Here is a 16,197-nt window from a genome sequence, read left to right as displayed (position 1 = left end):
CGCTTCCGCACCGAACGCGACGCGACATTGGACATGCCGCGGCTGATCCTGCCGTCGTTGCAGGTCAACATGCGCGCGGGCGCGGTGCCCAAGGACCGCGACGGCAACCCGATGCTGAAAGTGCCGGTGAACCGGCTCTGAACGCGCTTTCCTGCTGATTTCCCGGTCCGGATCGGCTAGGACCGGGAAAAGCCCCAAGCGATCGCCGAGAGCCGATGGACCCCAGCTACCTGACTACCAAGGAAGTCGCCGACCTGCTGCGCGTCCGCGAACGCAAGGTCTATGACATGGTCGCGGCGGGCGAGATCCCGCATCGCAAGGTCACCGGCAAGCTGCTGTTTCCACAATCCGAGATTACCGCCTGGATCGAGGGCGAGGGCGCGCTGCAACCGCCCGCGCGCCCCGGCGTGGTCACCGGCTCGCACGATCCGCTGCTCGACTGGGCGCTGCGCGAGAGCGGGTCGGCGCTGGCGACGCTGTGGAACGGCAGCATGGGCGGGCTCGACGCCTGGTGCCGGGGTGAGGCGGCAGTGGCGGGGCTGCACATCCCCGGCGAGGAAGACTGGAACATCGCGGCGCTGGAGGCGCGGGGGATACGCGACGCGGTGCTTATCGGATGGGCCACGCGGGTGCGCGGCCTGATCCTGGCGCCGCAGGTGGCCGACATGGTGCGGGATTTCGCCGACCTGCGCGGGCGGCGGGTGATCCTGCGGCAAGAGGGGGCAGGCACCACGGCGCTTTTCGCGCGGCTGATGGCGGAGGCGGGGCTGACACCCACGGACCTCACGACCGCTGCCAGCCCCGCCCATACCGAGAGCGAGGCGGCGGCGGCGGTGGCCGCTGGCGAGGCCGAGGCGACGCTCGGGATCGAGGCGATGGCGCGGCAGTTCCGGCTGGTGTTCCGCCCGCTGCTGCGCGAGCGGTTCGACCTGCTCATTGACCGGCGCGCCTATTTCACAGAGCCGGTGCAAAGCCTCGTGAGCTTCATGCGCTCCGAGGTAATCGCCGCCAAGGCAACGGCGCTGGGCGGCTACGAGACCGGCGGCATGGGCACGGTGCGGTGGTTGTCGCCGTAATGTGACCACAGGCTTGACCGGGGGCCGATCGCCCCGTAGCGTTTTAATGGTCGGCCCGGTATTTCGGGTCATTGGATTTCGTGATTATGGGCATTCGCGCACGCATCGCGGGCATGGCAAAGGGCAGGGTCGCCCCGGTCCTCTTGGTGCTGCTTCTGGGCGTGCGCGTCGCCACCGCCGCCGCCGTAGAGTGCCAGCACGAGCTTGCCGATGCAGCCCGCGCAGCGGAGCGTGCTCAGGAGGCGCGTCTGGCAGAGGTGATCGCGCTGGGCGGTGCGCTCTGCCTGTATGCTGTCGGTGCGCCGTCGGACACGGCAGAGCAGGAGGACCGCCCGCACCTGAACGCGCCCTGCCCCTTTTTCAAGTCGCCCGTCACGCTGACCGATACGGGGCCAGACCCGGCGGCGCGGATCGTCGCCTTCTCGCGCCTCGCGCCGCTCTCCGACGCGGGCTGCCCAGAGGCGCAGGCCCCTGTCGCCGCCTACAACGCCCGCGCCCCACCGCCGCTGGCCCGGGGATAACCGGCATGTGCGCCTGACGGGCCTTCCCGTGCGGTGCGTCGCTCTCCTTCGGCGTGCTGCATCTCCAGCGGGACATCCCGTGCGGCAAGCGTTTGCACCCCGGTTTCGGCCCCGCCGCCCTCTCCAGCGGGCAGGCGGGGCAATCACCGAAACCCGGGATGCGCGGCCCTGACGGCCCATGCCCGCCCCCGCTGCGCCCCTGGCAGAGATTGAACCCAAGCGTTTTTCATGAGAGTTTTCGAGGTACGGATACGGTCACGGGGCGCTCTTGCCACCTCTTGCCACCGTGCCTGCCTCGCGTGACGAGGCTTGCCGTCTAGCTGTCACTCCGCCGCGCCGAGGCCGGTCAGTCCGTTGCGCGCGGGCGGTCGCTGCCCCCGATTTCCAGAGAGAAGGGCCGCGGCAGCGCCGGTTGGCCAAGCCGGGCGCGATAGATTGGCAGGCTCTCGGCCACGCGCATGACGTAGTTGCGCGTCTCGCGAAAGGGCAGGTTCTCGATCCAGTCGATCACCGCCTCGGGGGCCATGCGCCGCGGATCGCCATAGGTCCCTAGCCAGTCCGTCACCCGCGACGGCCCGGCATTGTAGGCGGCGGCGACGAGCAGCGGATTGCCCTCGTACCGCCCCCGCAACTGCGCCAGATAGGCGGCACCGAGCCGCACGTTGTGGCGCCAGTCCGTCACCAGCCGCGCGGCATCCGTGTCGAGCCCGCTGTCGCTGGCCATCTCGCGCGCCGTGGCGGGCATGAGCTGCATCAGCCCGCGTGCGCCCGCGCCGCTCATCACCACGGGATTGAACTCGCTCTCGCGCCGGGCGATGGCGAGCGCCCATTCCATCGGCACGGGCAGGTCCATGTCCGTGAGGGGATGGAGCGGGTAGTAGATGGCGGGCAGGACGATGCCGCGTTCGGCTGCCGCCTTGCCGAGCATGATTTGCAGGTAGGGCGTTCCGATTTCTTCGAGCATCGCGCCCATGCGGGCAAGGCCCTGCCGGTCTTGCGTCTCCGAGAGGTGCAGCAGGAATTGCCGGGCCAGCCACGTCTCGTCCATGTCGAGCGCCAGCGTGACGATCTCGTGCAGGTCGGTGCGCGCGAAATCCGCCTCGCGCCATGGTGGGACGGTCCCGGCGCCCGAGACCCGTTCGGCGATGTCGCGCTCGATCCGTTCCGCCGCGAGCAGCCCGTAAAAGCTGGTCGGGTGATCCGCCCCTCCGGCATAGGCCGCGCGCGCCGCCTCGGCGTCACCGCCGGCCTCGACCGCCCGGCCGAGCCAATAACCCGCACGCCCCAGCGAAATCGGTGTGCTGACGGCGCTGCGGAAACGCTGGAAATGATCGCGCGCGAGGTCGGGCTCGCCCAGATGGATGAGCGCGATATAGCCCGCGAGCCATTCGAGATCGGCGTAATTCGCACCCTCGTCAAGCTGGTGCAGCGCCGCGATCTCGTAGGCGCGCGCCGCTTCGCCGTCCCGCATCGCCTGGCGAGCCAGCGCCCGGCGCCAGCCGGCCCAGCGCTCGGGCACGCCCAGCCCGCCCCTGATCCGGCTCTGGCGCAACAGCACAGCGATGGCGTCCTCGGCGGAACGCGCGAGGTAATGCTCGAACAGCGCGAAGGCGATGCCGGGGTCGCGGGCCGCGGTCGCGCTCACGCCATCGGGGCCGGACTCGGCCACGCGCGCCCGTGTCTCGGCTCGCTCGCGCGTGGCGTCGCTCACCAACGGCAGCGTCAGGGCGGCGTCGTCGAGTCCGCGCCACAGCGCCATGTCAAGCCGTGCCTCGTGATGGGGGGCCAGCAGCGCGCCGAATTCGCGCAGGAAATCGGCGTGCTCGGCTGCGGTGAGATCGAGCGTGCGCCATGCCATCACGATTCCGGCCTCGGCCTCACCCTGCCGCCCACGCGCCAGCCGCGCGCGGGCGGCAGAGAGCGCGCCGGTACCCGTCTGCGGCACGTACCCGTCGTAGAAGGCGAGCACCGTGTCAAAATCCGCGCCGGCCATCGCCGCCTCGCTGTTGCGGCGCAGCAGGTCAAGGCCGGGCCAGTGGTCATTGCGCCTCAGAAAGCCCAGGATCTCGTCGGGCGCGCCCAGTCCCGCGCGCAGCCGGTACCATTCGACGAGATCGGCCGCTGCCGGGCCGTCGCGCGCCGCGAGCCGCGCCGCCACCTCCCAGCGGCCCGCACCCATGGCCTCAAGCGCGCTGGCCAGCGGACGCGGCGCAATGCGCGGCACGTCGGAAGCCGCAGACGCCGCACCGAGGGGTATTGCACAGATCAAAACCATCGCCAGAAGCCGCAACATCCCTTGCCTTTTCCGCGCTGAATCAGGATAGACGTCCCCAGCCTAGGCGGCGCGGTCCGCGCGGTCCACTCACGAGTGGAGGACCGGTCGCCGCCCGAGACCACAAGGAGCGCGTGATGTTCAAAGGATCCTTCCCTGCCCTCGTTACACCGTTCAGGAACGGCGAGGTGGATTACGAGACGCTTCGGACTCTCGTGGAATGGCACATCGGCGAGGGCAGCCGCGGGCTCGTCCCCGTAGGCACCACGGGCGAGAGCCCGACGCTTACCCACGAAGAGCACGAGCGGGTGATCGACGAGGTGGTGCGCGCCGCCGCCGGGCGCGTCCCGGTGATCGCGGGGGCGGGCTCCAACAACACGATCGAGGCGATCCGCTTCATGCGCCATGCCGAAACGGTGGGCGCGGATGCCGCGCTGGTCGTGACACCCTATTACAACAAGCCCACGCAGGCGGGGCTGATCGCGCATTTCACCGCACTGCACGATTGCTGCGAACTGCCGATCATCATCTACAACATTCCCGGCCGGTCGGTGGTGGACATGCTCCCCGAGACGATGGGCAAGCTGGCACGGCTTCCGCGTATCATCGGCGTCAAGGACGCCACCGGCGATCTTGCCCGCGTCAGCACGCAGCGCATCGCCTGCGGTAAGGATTTCATCCAGATCTCGGGCGAGGACGCCACCGCCCACGGATTCAACGCGCAGGGCGGTCAGGGTGTCATCTCGGTCACCGCCAATGTCGCGCCCAAGCTGGTAGCGCAGGTGCAGGAGGCGACGCTGGCGGGGGACTATGCCACCGCGCTCGAATTGCAGGACCGGCTGATGCCGCTGCACCGGGCGATCTTTGTCGAGCCGGGGCTGGTGGGCGTCAAGTACGCGATGTCGCGGCTGGGGCTGTGCAGCGACGAGGTACGCCTGCCGCTCGTGGGCCTGAGCGATCCGACCAAAGCGCTGGTCGAGGAGGGCTTGCGCCACGCCGGGCTCATCAACTGAGCAGGGATCGCGGGGCCAGGCCTGGGGTGCGTTCAGGCGCATTCACGCGCCCTGCCCCCGGACAGCCGATCTTGCACATTCACCGATCACAAGACGCAAGTCGGCGGCGCCTCCGGGTCGCGATGCCCGCCTTGTCGATCTCCTCTGCCTGTATCAGGCCATCGTAGCGGCGGGCCGAATCGCGCCTGTCTCGATGCCGCGCCAGTTGGTGATCGGCGCGTTGCGCACCTTGCACGCCGCCGGATGCTGGGGGTCGAGCACCCCCAACCGCACGAGAATCGAGGCGATGGCACATTCCGCGCCGCGCGTGCCGCCGTCGGCGATCTTTAGCGCGACACCGAGGCCCCGCCGCGGAAGGATCGCGATATAGAACGCCTCCGCCCCAGTCTTGAGCGCCACCGGCTCCGAGCAGGCGCGCATCAACTCGGTGCAGGCCCGCCCCTCGCCCGCCACCAGATCAGGATGGGCCACCATCGCCTGCCATAGCCTGCGGGCGGCGCGTTCCTCGGCGGTGGCCTCGCCCGCGCTCGCATACCACGCCATCGCCCGCGCCATCGCCCGCAGCGTGGTGGCCGGATTGGGGGCAGAACAGCCGTCGATCCCGTAATAGGGCGAGGATTGGTCGGTAACGGTCTCGAACACCTCCATCACCGCGCGCTGCACCGGGTGGTCGGGTTCGACATAGTCGGGGCCGCCACCGAGATGCCGGTTGAGGGTGAGAAACCCGGCATGCTTGCCGGAACAGTTGTTGTGCACCTGGCAGGGTGCGGTACCCGAACAAAGCAGCGCATCATGCGCCGCCTTGTCCCACGGCATGTGCGCGCCGCAGCGGAAATCACCGTCGCCGAGGCCAATCTCGGCAATCCAGCGGCCCACCCTGTCGGTATGGATCGCCGCGCCGCTATGCGACGCGCAGGCCAGCGCCAGATGTTCGGGCGTCAGCCCCGCCGCGTCCGCCGCCCCCGAAGCCACCAGCGGTAGCGCCTGGATCATCTTGGCCGAGGAGCGCGGCAGCACCACCTCGTCGGGGTTACCCCATGCCTCGACGATTTCGCCTCGCGCATCGCAGATCACGGCGTGACCGAGGTGAACGCTCTCGGGGCGCGGTCCGCGCCAAACTTCGGCAAGGGGAACGGGGTGGGTCATGCGTGGTCTCCGGTCTGCGCGCCCGGCGCGGGAAGAGGCCACACGATTCGCGGAGACCCGCCAATTCCGCCTTTCACTTCCCGTCCAATTCGCGCTAGTCTCGATGCGTCGAACGTGGATCGGTCGCACAATACAACAGGCCTGTAAAGGGCGGCGGCCGGTCGAAAGATTGAGGCTGGGACGGCTTGGAGGCTGGAACATGATGATGGGACTTGCACGAGGCCTCGCCCTTGCACTGGCATGTGCGGCGGCGACGGCGACCACTGCGCAGGACACGAGCACGAATCAGGTGGCGACGAACACGGCATGGAGCGTGTTCGAAGATACCGATCCGCGCGAATGCTGGGCGGTTTCGGCCCCCACCGAGACAGTGAACACCCGCGATGGCCGCGTGGTGGCGGTGCGGCGCGGCGATATTCTGCTGATGACCTTCTTTCGCCCCGCTGCCGACGTGCAGGGGCAGATCACCTTCACCGGCGGCTATCCCTTCGCAAAGGGCTCGACCGTGAACCTGCGCATCGGTGACGACAGCTTCGAGCTGTTCAGCGAAGGCGAATGGGCATGGCCCGCCACCGTAGAAGATGACGCGAAGATCCTCGCGGCGATGAAGCGCGGGATTGACGCGGTGCTCACCGCCCGCTCCACGCGTGGCACCCAGACCAAGGACACCTTTTCGCTTCTGGGCTACACCGCCGCCGTCGAAGAGGCGGAGAAGCGCTGTAGCGGCTAACCCGCCTGCACTTCAGCGCAGCACCTTGCCCTCGGGCCAGCTCATTTGCGTATCGAGGGTGATGGTGCGCTGCGCACCCGCCTCCAGGTCGAACCGCCAGGCGAGGATGCCCCGCTTGTCCTCGACGTCGGTCTCGTCGGGATCGGGCCGCGCATTCCACGTGATGCGCAGGTCGTCCTGCTCGGACACCGGCACACGGTCGAGCACGGTGACCGGCCAGCTCTCGCCGGTGAGGTTCTCGACGGTGATCTCCACCGTCTCGCGGCGCTCACTGGCACGATTGATGAGGCCGCGATCGCCCTCCGAGCGCGTCTTGACGACGCGCTTCAGCGTCAGCCCCTCGATCGGCCCGAACGAGAGCGCCATCTCCGCGCCCGCCGCGGCAAAGGGCAGCCAGCGCTGCCCGACATAGCGCCCGTCGAGATAGAAGCGTGCCTCGGACGTGGGCAGGATCACGTCCTCATCCGAATTGGTCACCCGTGCCATGAGGAAGGCGGTCTCGTCCACCAGTGGCACCGCCCGCGCCCTGATCTCTGCGTCGGCCTCGATGGGCGAGAGCATGAGCCGCACCCGGTCTGCCCCGGTGGCGACGCTCACCGGCGCGGGATAGGCGTAGCGCACCGACAGCCCGTCGAACTCGGGCCGCGCCATGTCGGCCTCGGGGGCCGCAGCGGCGGGCGCGGCCATCTCCATCAGCGCGCCGTCGCCCTTCACCCGTGGCATCGGGCGGATCTCGTCGGGATCGCCGAGCCGCGGGATCCACGGGTGGATCTCGCCCGGTGCGCCCTGCTGCGCCGGACGGCGGGTCGAGAGGGTGAGCGCGATGTCGCGCCAGTTCTCGCCGGTCTCCTGCCGCACGAAGGCCCCGCGCTCGATCCGCACCCGGCCCTCGTCACGCGCAAGATGCAGATCGTAGAGCGGCTGCCAGCCCGCCTGCGGCACCGTGTAGCTGACGGTGAGCTGCCCCTCGGTGGCCGCGTCGGCGCGGATGGCGACGGCGAGCAGGGCGCGCGGCCCGGTCTCGGGCACCAGCGCCTCCAGCGCCTGCCGCGCGCGCGACAGCTTCTCCACCAGGTCCTTGAGCGCGCGCTCGGCAGCATCGGCACGGCGCTCGGCAGCGGTCTCGGCGCGGCGTGCCTCCAGCGTCTCGCGCCCGATCATCGCCACCAGATCGCCCAGCGTGGCCGGCTCCTGCGCCGCCAGCCCCTCGGCCTTGCCGATGCCGTCGAGAAAGCGCAGCCGCGCCCGGGCCGCATCGGCCTCCAGCCGGATATCGGCCACCTCGGCACGGCCAGCACGCAGCGCCTCCTCCAGACGCTCGACCTCGGCCCGCGCGGCCTGCACCTCCGCGTCGTCCTCGGCCTGCCGTGGTGGCACGTAGTCCTCGCGTGTGCGCACACCACCCAGCCGCGCGCCGTCCAGCGCCACCCGTACCGACGCCAGCGGCGTGTCGCGCGGCAGGTCCGTGAGGATCAGCTCATGCTCCCCGGCGGGCGCCGAAAACGCCGCCTCGCGGGTGACGGTCGCACCCTCTGGATAGACGGTCGCGGCGCTCACCCGACTGGTCACAGCCAAGTCATCGGCCAGCACCGGGGAAGCAACAAGAACAAGCGAAAGGGCAAGGGACACGCCGCGCATGGGAAACCTCCAATCAGCTTCTGTGATACTTGGGTGTTTCGGGAACAGAGCGCAAGCGCGACGGCACGCCCAGGGAACCGGGGACTGTTCCGGCCCCTTCTACCGCACGATCAGCCGCGTCCCGTGGCAGATGCCCGCCGCGATTCGGCTCAGGTGATCGGGTCGCAGCGCGATGCAGCCCGCCGTCGGATAGCCCGGCCTGCGCCAGCGATGCACAAAGATGCACGACCCACGCCCGCGCGCGGCGCGGGGCCAGTTCCAGTCGGTCACGATCACGAGGTCATAGAGCGGATCGGCGCGGCGCAAGACCTCATGACTGTGCGGATAGGGCGCGCGTACCATGAGGTTGTAATCCTCGTGGTCGGGATCGTCGGACCACAGATCGCCGGGCCTGATCGGCAGCGCCCAGTTGGCGGGCCGCGCCATGCGGTCGGGACGGTAGAGCATCCCGACAATGCGATGGATGCCGGCAGGCGTCGCACCATCGCCCTCGCGCTTGGCACCCGATATGCCGCCGCGCCCGATCGTGCAGGGATAACGCCGCCCGCCAAAGCGTAGCCCGGTGGGGGTGAGAACGAGGTCGTTTGGTGTCATGCCCCTTGCTACCATGTGCGGCCGCCCGATCCAGATATTTTCGCCGCGAACATGGCGCGCATGCCGCATCGCCGCGATGCGCAATCTTCGAAGGATGCGCAGAATGGCATCAGTTAGCGATGAAAAGCTATGCGTTTGCCTGACGTTAGGTCACTTTCTGCCATGCGTTTTCTGCATGGCAGAAATGTTCAAGCTGGTATTGTGCATGCGCAGAAAGAGGCTATCTTTGCATCAACCGGGGCCAAACAGAGTGGCTTCGAACAGCTAAAGCGAAGAAGATCGCAAGGGAAAGAACATGGCACGGTCGATCGTAACGCAATATGGCACAGCAGGCACGGCGTGGGGCGAGCTTCGCAACACCGTTCGCGCCGCAGCGCAGCGTGCCGCAGCCTTTATCGCCTACCGCCGCACAGTGCGCGAGCTTTCCGAGCTGAGCAACCGCGATCTGGCCGACCTTGGCCTGCATCGCAGCGAAATTCGCCGGGTCGCGCGCGACTCGGTCTACGGCGCACGGCGCTGAACGGAATACGGGTGCGCCTCTCCTCCTCCCTGGCGCATCCGTGACGGTCGCGGGCTCTCTCTCCTCCTCCCAAGAGCCCGGGACCGAACGACAGGGTCGCGAAAACGATCCTGAAAGATAGCTGACGGTCTCCTCCTCCTCCCTGAGGCCCGACGCGAAAGAGAACGGCGGCACCCTCCTCCTCCCTGGTGTCGCCGTTTTTCTTTTCTGCCGCCCTGCCCCGAGATGTCAGTTGAGCCATCGTGCACGCTTTGCCCGCGCGGCGCGGCGGCCTGCATAGCAGGCTCGGGCAGGCGTACCGGCCTCGCGGACACAGCCAACGAAGGCGCGCGCCGCCGGACTTTGCGCGTCACGGGCAGCCTGCGTATCGAGCGCATCGCGCGCCATCCGCGCGGTGAGCGGACCGGGCGTGGCGAACACCCATTCCAGAAAACCCAGCCGCGCGGCTGCCATCGCTTGCGCACCCTCAGCCGGGCTTTCCTCGAGGGCGTCGATGATTCGGTCGAAATCCGTCATGCTTCGTTCTCCCCGACCGCACCCCGGGCCGGATGGGGCAGTGGGCGGGGCGATGGCGCGCGGGCACGCACAAACGCCCGCATCGCCCACCGCGATTCGACGTGGATCATGGCTGGTTTCCGGGCTTGGGTGGCGGGCTGTCGGCCCATGCGCGAGGCACCTTCCCGGGCTGTCTTCGGCCCAGTGGCGTAACGCCTCGTCGCCCTCCCTTACCGTTGCGGGGGCAGCGCCGGAGTCGCACCGGCTTCCCAATTCTCCGCCCCGAGGGGCGGCACCATGATGCAGGCAGGCTAACACCGAGCCCCGCGCCCGCAAGCGCAAAGGCGAAGATCGCGGATCGAAAAGCGGCACGGCCCTTGACCTTCCAGTAGCGGGAATCTCTATGTCACGGTCAGACACTTGGAAAAACGGAGAGCCGGGATGACCGGGACACGGCAAATCAGGATTTTCCTCAACGGGCTGACCTGCGCGGGCTGCGTGCGGCGTGCCGAGGAGGCGCTTTCCGCGGTCGAGGGCGTAACGCGCGCCGACGTCAACCTCGCGGATGCCTCGGCGCGAATTGACACCTCGGACTCGGTCCCGCTACGCAACATCGCGGCGGCGCTCGACCGCGCGGGATACCCCCTGCGCAAGGCCGAGACGGTGCTCTCGGTGGACAAGATGTCCTGCGCATCCTGCGTGGGCCGGGTCGAGGCGGCGCTCGCCGACCTGCCGGGCGTGCTCGACGTGCGGGTGAACCTCGCCACCGAAAGCGCGCGGGTGATCCATGCCGAGGGTGCCGTCACGGCACGCGATCTTGCCGTAGCCGCCGGCGAAGCGGGCTATCCGGCCACGCTCGCGCAGGGCGGCGAATCGCGCAACGCGGCAGCGCGCAAGACAGATGAGGCGCGCAAAATGGCGCGACGCACGGGTCTGGCGGCGGTGCTGGCGTTGCCGGTCTTCGTGCTGGAAATGGGAGGCCACGCCATCCCCGCGCTGCACATGCTGATCGCCGACACGGTGGGGATGCAGGCAAGCTGGATTCTGCAATTCGTGCTCACCACGCTGGTGCTGGCCGGACCGGGCCGCGGCTTCTACCGCACGGGCATCCCGGCGCTCCTGCGCGGCGCGCCGGACATGAACAGTCTCGTGGCGCTCGGGACCGGGGCCGCCTATGGCTACTCAGTGGTGGCGACCTTCCTACCCGGCGTCCTGCCCGAGGCGGTGCGCGCCGTCTATTTCGAAGCGGCGGCGGTGATCGTGGTGCTGATCCTGCTGGGCCGCTGGCTGGAGGCACGCGCCAAGGGCCGGACCGGCGCGGCGATCGAGCGGTTGATGGGTCTGCAGGCACGCACTGCGCGGGTGATGCGCGACGGCACGGCCGAAGAGGTAGAGATCGACGCCATCGTGCCCGGCGATATCGTGCTCGTGCGTCCCGGCGAGCGTATCCCCGTGGATGGCGAGGTGACCGAGGGCAGCGCCCATGTCGATGAGAGCATGATCACCGGCGAGCCGGTCCCGGTGGCCAAGGACCCCGGCGACGCAGTGACCGGCGGCACGGTCAACGGCGCGGGCAGCCTCATGCTGCGCGCCACGCGGGTGGGGGCCGATACCACGCTGGCGCAGATCATCCGCATGGTCGAAGAGGCGCAGGGGGCCAAGCTGCCGATTCAGGGCATGGTGGACCGGATCACGTTGTGGTTCGTTCCCGCGGTCATGGCCGTGGCGGCGCTGACGGTGGCTGTGTGGCTCGCGGTCGGCCCCGACCCCGCGCTGACGCTGGCGCTGGTGGCGGGGGTGTCGGTGCTCATCATCGCCTGTCCCTGCGCGATGGGGCTGGCGACGCCCACCTCGATCATGGTGGGCACCGGGCGCGCGGCCGACATGGGCGTGCTGTTCCGCAAGGGCGACGCGCTTCAGGCGCTGGCGGGGGTCAGAACGGTGGCACTCGACAAGACCGGGACCGTGACCGAGGGCCACCCCGAGATGACCGACCTGGTGCTGGCCGAGGGGATGGACCGGGCCGAGGTGCTGCGGCTGGTCGCCGCGGTCGAGGCACGCTCGGAGCACCCCGTCGCCGATGCCATCGCGCGCGCCGCCCGTGCCGAAGGGGCGGAAGAGGTGGAGGTGACGCAATTCGAGACCATCACCGGCCACGGCGTGCGGGCGCGTGTCGAAGGCCGCGACGTGCTGGTGGGGGCCGATCGGCTGATGGTGCGCGAGGATATCGACATCGCGCCCCTCGCCCGGACCGAGGCCGACCTCGCCGCGCGCGGGCGCACGGCGCTCTTTGCCGCGATCGACGGGCGGCTCGCCGCCGTGATCGCGGTCGCCGACCCTGTGAAGCCGTCGAGCGTGGCGGCCATCGCCGCCCTGCGCGGGGCGGGGCTGCGCGTGGTGATGCTGACCGGCGACAAACGCGAGACGGCCGAGGCTATCGCCCGCGAGACCGGCATCGACGAGGTGGTGGCCGGGCTGCTGCCGGAGGACAAGGTCACTGCGCTCAAGGACATGCAGGCGCGCGGCCCGGTGGCCTTTGTTGGCGACGGGATCAACGACGCGCCCGCCCTGGCGCAGGCGGATGTGGGCATCGCCATAGGGACAGGCACCGATATCGCCATTGAGGCCGCCGACGTGGTGCTCATGTCGGGCGATCTGGGCGGGGTAATGGGCGCGGTCGCGGTGTCGCGCGCGACCATGCGCAACATCCGGCAGAACCTCGCCTGGGCCTTCGGCTACAACGTGGCGCTCATCCCGGTGGCGGCCGGGGTGCTCTACCCCGTCTCTGGCGTGCTGCTCTCGCCAGTTCTTGCGGCGGGGGCGATGGCCCTCAGCTCGGTCTTCGTCGTTTCGAACGCGCTGCGCCTGCGGCGGCTGCGCCCGATGTTGGGTGACGAGACAGGTGGACGTCCCCAGGCCACGGCACCGGTGGCCGCGCACCCGGCCACCGCCGGGTAACGAGAGGAGAGCGACCATGAATATCGGCGATGTCTCGCAACGCACCGGCCTGCCGGCCAAGACCATCCGCTATTACGAGGAGATCGGCCTCGTCCGCCCCCTGCGCGGCGAGAACGGCTATCGCCAGTTCCGCGAGCGCGACGTGCACAAGCTGGGCTTTCTGGGGCGCGCGCGGTCTCTGGGGTTCTCCATCGACGACTGCCGCGGGCTGCTCGCGCTCTACGAGGACGAGGGCCGCGCGAGCGCAGATGTCCGGCACATCGCCAAGGCGCATCTGGAAAAGATCGACGGCAAGCTCGCCGAGCTTAGCGCGATGCGCGCCACGCTGGCCCACCTCGTCGAGGCCTGCGCAGGCGACCACCGCCCCGACTGCCCGATCCTCGCAGATCTGGCGCTGGAGGACGACAAGGCCGAGACCTGACCGGGCACCGTCAGCACCGCCGCACCAAGGCCGCGAGGCCAGTAAAATTCACAAGATCGTGATTGGATATTTCAATCACCCCCGGCTTAGCGATTGACCCCTTTTCGTCAAGCCGCATGAGCGAAAATCCCCGCTGAACCGGCCCGCGCATTCCTTCGTAAGCCACATATCGACACCCGGAGCGGGTGTCGCGAAATGCAAACCGCAAACGAAGGAAACACCATGCTTCGCAGAACCTACCTGGCCCTGGCCACCGCCGCCATCATGGCAGGCCCCGCGCTCGCCGACGGGCACGGCAACAAGATGGACATCGTGGATATCGCCACGGGCAACGAGAGCTTCTCGACCCTCGTCGCCGCGCTGAAGGTCGCCGATCTCGTCGAGACGCTCAAGGGCGATGGCCCCTTCACCGTATTCGCGCCCACCAACGCGGCGTTCGCGGCGTTGCCCGAGGGCACGGTCGAGGATCTGCTCAAGCCCGAGAACAAGGACACGCTCACCGCGATCCTCACCTATCACGTGGTGCCGGGCAAGGTGATGTCGGGCGACCTCAGCGACGGCATGATGGCCGAAACCGTGCAGGGTGGCAAAGTCACCATCGGCACCGGGGGCGGTGTCACGGTGGACGGCGTCAACGTGGTACAGGCCGATGTCGAGGCCAGCAACGGTGTCATCCACGTCATCGACGGCGTGATCATGCCCAAGTAAGCACATCCGGGGGCGGCCCTCGCGGGCCGCCCCTGCGATCACACCCCCGCGTCGATCAGCGCTTTCGCAAGGATCGGCACGGTCTTGTCGTTCAGACCGGCGATGTTGATGCGGCTATCGCCGATCATGTAGATGCCGTGATCGGCGCGCAGGCGCTCGACCTGTTCCGGCGTGGCCCCGAGACGCGAGAACATACCCCGGTGCTGCGCGATGAAGCCGAACCGGTCCGAGCCCGAGAGCCGCTGCAATTCGCCCGCCAATTGCTCGCGCAGCCGCAGCATCCCTTTGCGCACATCCTCAAGCTCTGCCTGCCAGTCGGCGCGCAGGGCGTCGTCGGTCAGCACCATGCTCACCAACCGGGCGCCGTGATCGGGCGGAAAGGAATAGGTCTGCCGGTTGAGATAGGCGAGGTTGGCCTGCGTCAGCGTGCGCAGCCTCGCCTCCTGCATCACCGCCATCAGGATGCCGGTGCGCTCTCGGTAGATGCCGAAGTTCTTGGAACAGCTCGCCGCGATCAGCACCTCGGGACAGTTCGCCGCCACATACCGCACCGCCGCGGCGTCCGCGTCGAGCCCGTCGCCGAAGCCCTGGTAGGCGATGTCGATCATCGGCAGCGCACCCGCCGCGTTCAGCCGCTCAACCACCGCGCGCCATTCCGGCATCGTGAGGTTGGCCCCGGTCGGGTTGTGGCAGCAGCCATGCAGCAGCACCACGTCACCCGCGCGCACGCCGTCGAGGTCGGCCATCATCCCATCGAAATCCACCGCGCAGGTGGTGCTGTCGAAATAGCGGTAATTCACCACTTCCATCCCGAGATAGGCGAGGATGCTCAAGTGGTTGGGCCATGTCGGGTCGGACACGAAGACACGCGCGCCCGGATTGGCCATGCGCACGAGGTCGAACGCCTGCCGCACCGCGCCGGTGCCACCCGGCGTGGCCAGCGTGGCGACGTTATCGCGCGGCACCGCGTCGCCCAGAACCAGCCCCGCCATCGCGTCGGTGAAGGCCGGGTCTCCGGCAAGCGCGGTGTAGCTCTTGGTCGTCTCTTGTTCCCATAGCCGCTTCTCGGCGGCCTTGACGGCGCGCATGACAGGGGTCACGCCCTCGGGGTTCTTGTAGACGCCGACGCCGAGGTCGATCTTGGTCTCGCGCGGGTCCTCGCGAAAGGCCTGCCCCAGCGCGATGATCTTGTCAGCCGGCTTTTCCTTGAGATGTTCGAACATTCAGTTGTCTCCCGTGGCGACGGGCAGCGTCGGATACGCGCCCCATTCCGCCCATGATCCGTCGTAAAGCGCGTGGTCGGCCTTGCCGATCCGTTCCAGCGCAAGGTTGATGATCGCCGCCGTCAGCCCCGAGCCGCAGGTGGTGATCGCGGGTTTGCCGAGATCGACACCGGCAGTTACGAGCACGGCGCGCAGATCCTCGGGCGATTTCATCGTCTTGTCGGGATTCAGGAGCGCCGAGGCCGGCACGCTCTTCGATCCCGGGATATGCCCGCCGCGCAGGCCCTCGCGCGGCTCCGGCTCCTCGCCGCGAAAGCGGCCCGGCGGTCGCGCGTCGAGGATCTCGTGATCGCCCAGCTTGGTCGCGGCCGAAACCTGCGTGACGTCGCGCACCATGTGATTCTGCCGCCGCACCGTCATGTGCCGGTCACGGATGACGGGGGGCAGATCCTCGATCTCGCGGCCCTCGGCCTGCCATTTGGGGAATCCACCGTCGAGCACGGCCACGTCGTCATGACCCATCAGCCGAAACAGCCACCACACCCGCGCCGCCGAGAACAGGCCATGCGTGTCGTAAACCACCACCTGATGGCCGTCGCCCACCCCCATCGCGCGTAGCCGCGACATGAATTTCTCTACCGGCGGCACCATGTGCGGCAACTCGGACCGGCCATCGCTGATATCGTCGATATCGAAGAACCGCGCGCCGGGGATATGTGCGCCCTCGTATTCGGCGCGTGCGTCGCGCCCGGTGCCGGGCAGAAAAGCGGTGGCGTCGAGAACCCGCAGGTCGGGATCCTTGAGATGCGCCGCCAGCCAGTCGGTCGAAACAAGGGTCTTGGGATCGTCATGCACCGTCTCGGCCCCCCGAAAATTGACTGG

Annotated in this window: 15 protein-coding genes, 1 pseudogene and 1 riboswitch; of the genes and pseudogenes, 9 read left to right on the top strand and 7 right to left on the bottom strand. The window is 68.7% G+C overall.

Translation table 11 applies throughout. The features are described from left to right. The 3 genes and pseudogenes from AC13D8_RS01895 to AC13D8_RS01885 all read left to right on the top strand — a co-directional run. Positions 1-141 (top strand): annotated as a pseudogene (locus AC13D8_RS01895) (MBL fold metallo-hydrolase); the annotation flags it as partial. Positions 142-215: 74 nt separating this feature from the next. Beyond that, the gene (locus tag AC13D8_RS01890; RefSeq protein WP_482967378.1) at positions 216-1,076 is read left to right on the top strand and encodes a substrate-binding domain-containing protein; all 861 of its coding nucleotides are present in this window, start codon (positions 216-218) and stop codon (positions 1,074-1,076) included. 113 nt (positions 1,077-1,189) lie between these two features. Further along, on the top strand, positions 1,190-1,597 hold the full coding sequence (locus AC13D8_RS01885) for a hypothetical protein (protein WP_482967377.1): 408 nt from the start codon (positions 1,190-1,192) through the stop codon (positions 1,595-1,597). Between the two features lie 346 nt (positions 1,598-1,943). On the opposite strand, the gene AC13D8_RS01880 is transcribed toward AC13D8_RS01885, so the two are convergent. Next, the gene (locus AC13D8_RS01880) at positions 1,944-3,776 is read right to left on the bottom strand and encodes a lytic transglycosylase domain-containing protein (RefSeq protein WP_482967376.1); all 1,833 of its coding nucleotides are present in this window, start codon (positions 3,774-3,776) and stop codon (positions 1,944-1,946) included. A gap of 230 nt (positions 3,777-4,006) precedes the next feature. On the opposite strand from AC13D8_RS01880, the gene dapA reads away from it, so the two are divergent. Then, complete coding sequence (dapA, locus tag AC13D8_RS01875) at positions 4,007-4,882, top strand: 4-hydroxy-tetrahydrodipicolinate synthase (protein ID WP_482967375.1); 876 nt, start codon at positions 4,007-4,009, stop codon at positions 4,880-4,882. A gap of 153 nt (positions 4,883-5,035) precedes the next feature. Here the strand turns inward: dapA and AC13D8_RS01870 are convergent, their stop codons facing one another. Further along, entirely contained in the window at positions 5,036-6,028 is a 993-nt protein-coding gene (locus AC13D8_RS01870) for an asparaginase (protein WP_482967374.1), read from the bottom strand. Between the two features lie 205 nt (positions 6,029-6,233). Between AC13D8_RS01870 and AC13D8_RS01865 the strand changes: the two genes are divergently transcribed. Beyond that, positions 6,234-6,758 carry an invasion associated locus B family protein gene (locus tag AC13D8_RS01865; RefSeq protein ID WP_482967373.1) on the top strand — a complete coding sequence of 175 codons (525 nt, stop codon included), beginning with the start codon at positions 6,234-6,236 and terminating at the stop codon, positions 6,756-6,758. A gap of 12 nt (positions 6,759-6,770) precedes the next feature. Here AC13D8_RS01865 and AC13D8_RS01860 read toward each other — a convergent pair whose 3' ends face one another. Further along, positions 6,771-8,396: a DUF4139 domain-containing protein gene (locus tag AC13D8_RS01860; protein WP_482967372.1), complete on the bottom strand. Its 1,626-nt coding sequence runs from the start codon at positions 8,394-8,396 to the stop codon at positions 6,771-6,773. Positions 8,397-8,495: 99 nt separating this feature from the next. After that, positions 8,496-8,990 carry a L,D-transpeptidase family protein gene (locus tag AC13D8_RS01855; RefSeq protein WP_482967371.1) on the bottom strand — a complete coding sequence of 165 codons (495 nt, stop codon included), beginning with the start codon at positions 8,988-8,990 and terminating at the stop codon, positions 8,496-8,498. 295 nt (positions 8,991-9,285) lie between these two features. On the opposite strand from AC13D8_RS01855, the gene AC13D8_RS01850 reads away from it, so the two are divergent. Further along, positions 9,286-9,510, top strand: coding sequence for a DUF1127 domain-containing protein (locus AC13D8_RS01850; RefSeq protein WP_104018732.1), 225 nt, complete (start codon positions 9,286-9,288; stop codon positions 9,508-9,510). Positions 9,511-9,738: 228 nt separating this feature from the next. Here the strand turns inward: AC13D8_RS01850 and AC13D8_RS01845 are convergent, their stop codons facing one another. Beyond that, entirely contained in the window at positions 9,739-10,026 is a 288-nt protein-coding gene (locus tag AC13D8_RS01845; protein WP_129432745.1) for a hypothetical protein, read from the bottom strand. A gap of 93 nt (positions 10,027-10,119) precedes the next feature. Beyond that, positions 10,120-10,320: riboswitch (cobalamin riboswitch) on the bottom strand. Positions 10,321-10,446: 126 nt separating this feature from the next. On the opposite strand from AC13D8_RS01845, the gene AC13D8_RS01840 reads away from it, so the two are divergent. The 3 genes from AC13D8_RS01840 to AC13D8_RS01830 all read left to right on the top strand — a co-directional run bounded on the left by AC13D8_RS01840 (position 10,447) and on the right by AC13D8_RS01830 (position 14,092). Beyond that, positions 10,447-12,963 carry a heavy metal translocating P-type ATPase gene (locus tag AC13D8_RS01840; protein ID WP_482967370.1) on the top strand — a complete coding sequence of 839 codons (2,517 nt, stop codon included), beginning with the start codon at positions 10,447-10,449 and terminating at the stop codon, positions 12,961-12,963. A 16-nt stretch (positions 12,964-12,979) separates the two neighbouring features. Then, a complete protein-coding gene (gene cueR, locus AC13D8_RS01835) occupies positions 12,980-13,384 on the top strand; it encodes a Cu(I)-responsive transcriptional regulator (RefSeq protein ID WP_482967369.1) in 405 nt (134 codons plus the stop codon). A gap of 222 nt (positions 13,385-13,606) precedes the next feature. Then, complete coding sequence (locus tag AC13D8_RS01830; RefSeq protein ID WP_482967368.1) at positions 13,607-14,092, top strand: fasciclin domain-containing protein; 486 nt, start codon at positions 13,607-13,609, stop codon at positions 14,090-14,092. 38 nt (positions 14,093-14,130) lie between these two features. On the opposite strand, the gene AC13D8_RS01825 is transcribed toward AC13D8_RS01830, so the two are convergent. Both AC13D8_RS01825 and sseA read right to left on the bottom strand, forming a co-directional pair. Further along, entirely contained in the window at positions 14,131-15,315 is a 1,185-nt protein-coding gene (locus AC13D8_RS01825; RefSeq protein WP_482967367.1) for an amino acid aminotransferase, read from the bottom strand. Beyond that, the gene (sseA, locus tag AC13D8_RS01820) at positions 15,316-16,170 is read right to left on the bottom strand and encodes a 3-mercaptopyruvate sulfurtransferase (RefSeq protein ID WP_482967366.1); all 855 of its coding nucleotides are present in this window, start codon (positions 16,168-16,170) and stop codon (positions 15,316-15,318) included. Between the last annotated feature and the right edge of the window lie 27 nt (positions 16,171-16,197).

This window comes from Roseovarius sp. B-10, assembly GCF_056859295.1.
Note: the sequence above shows the minus strand (reverse complement) of the source record. Positions and strands in the feature narration are given on the sequence as shown.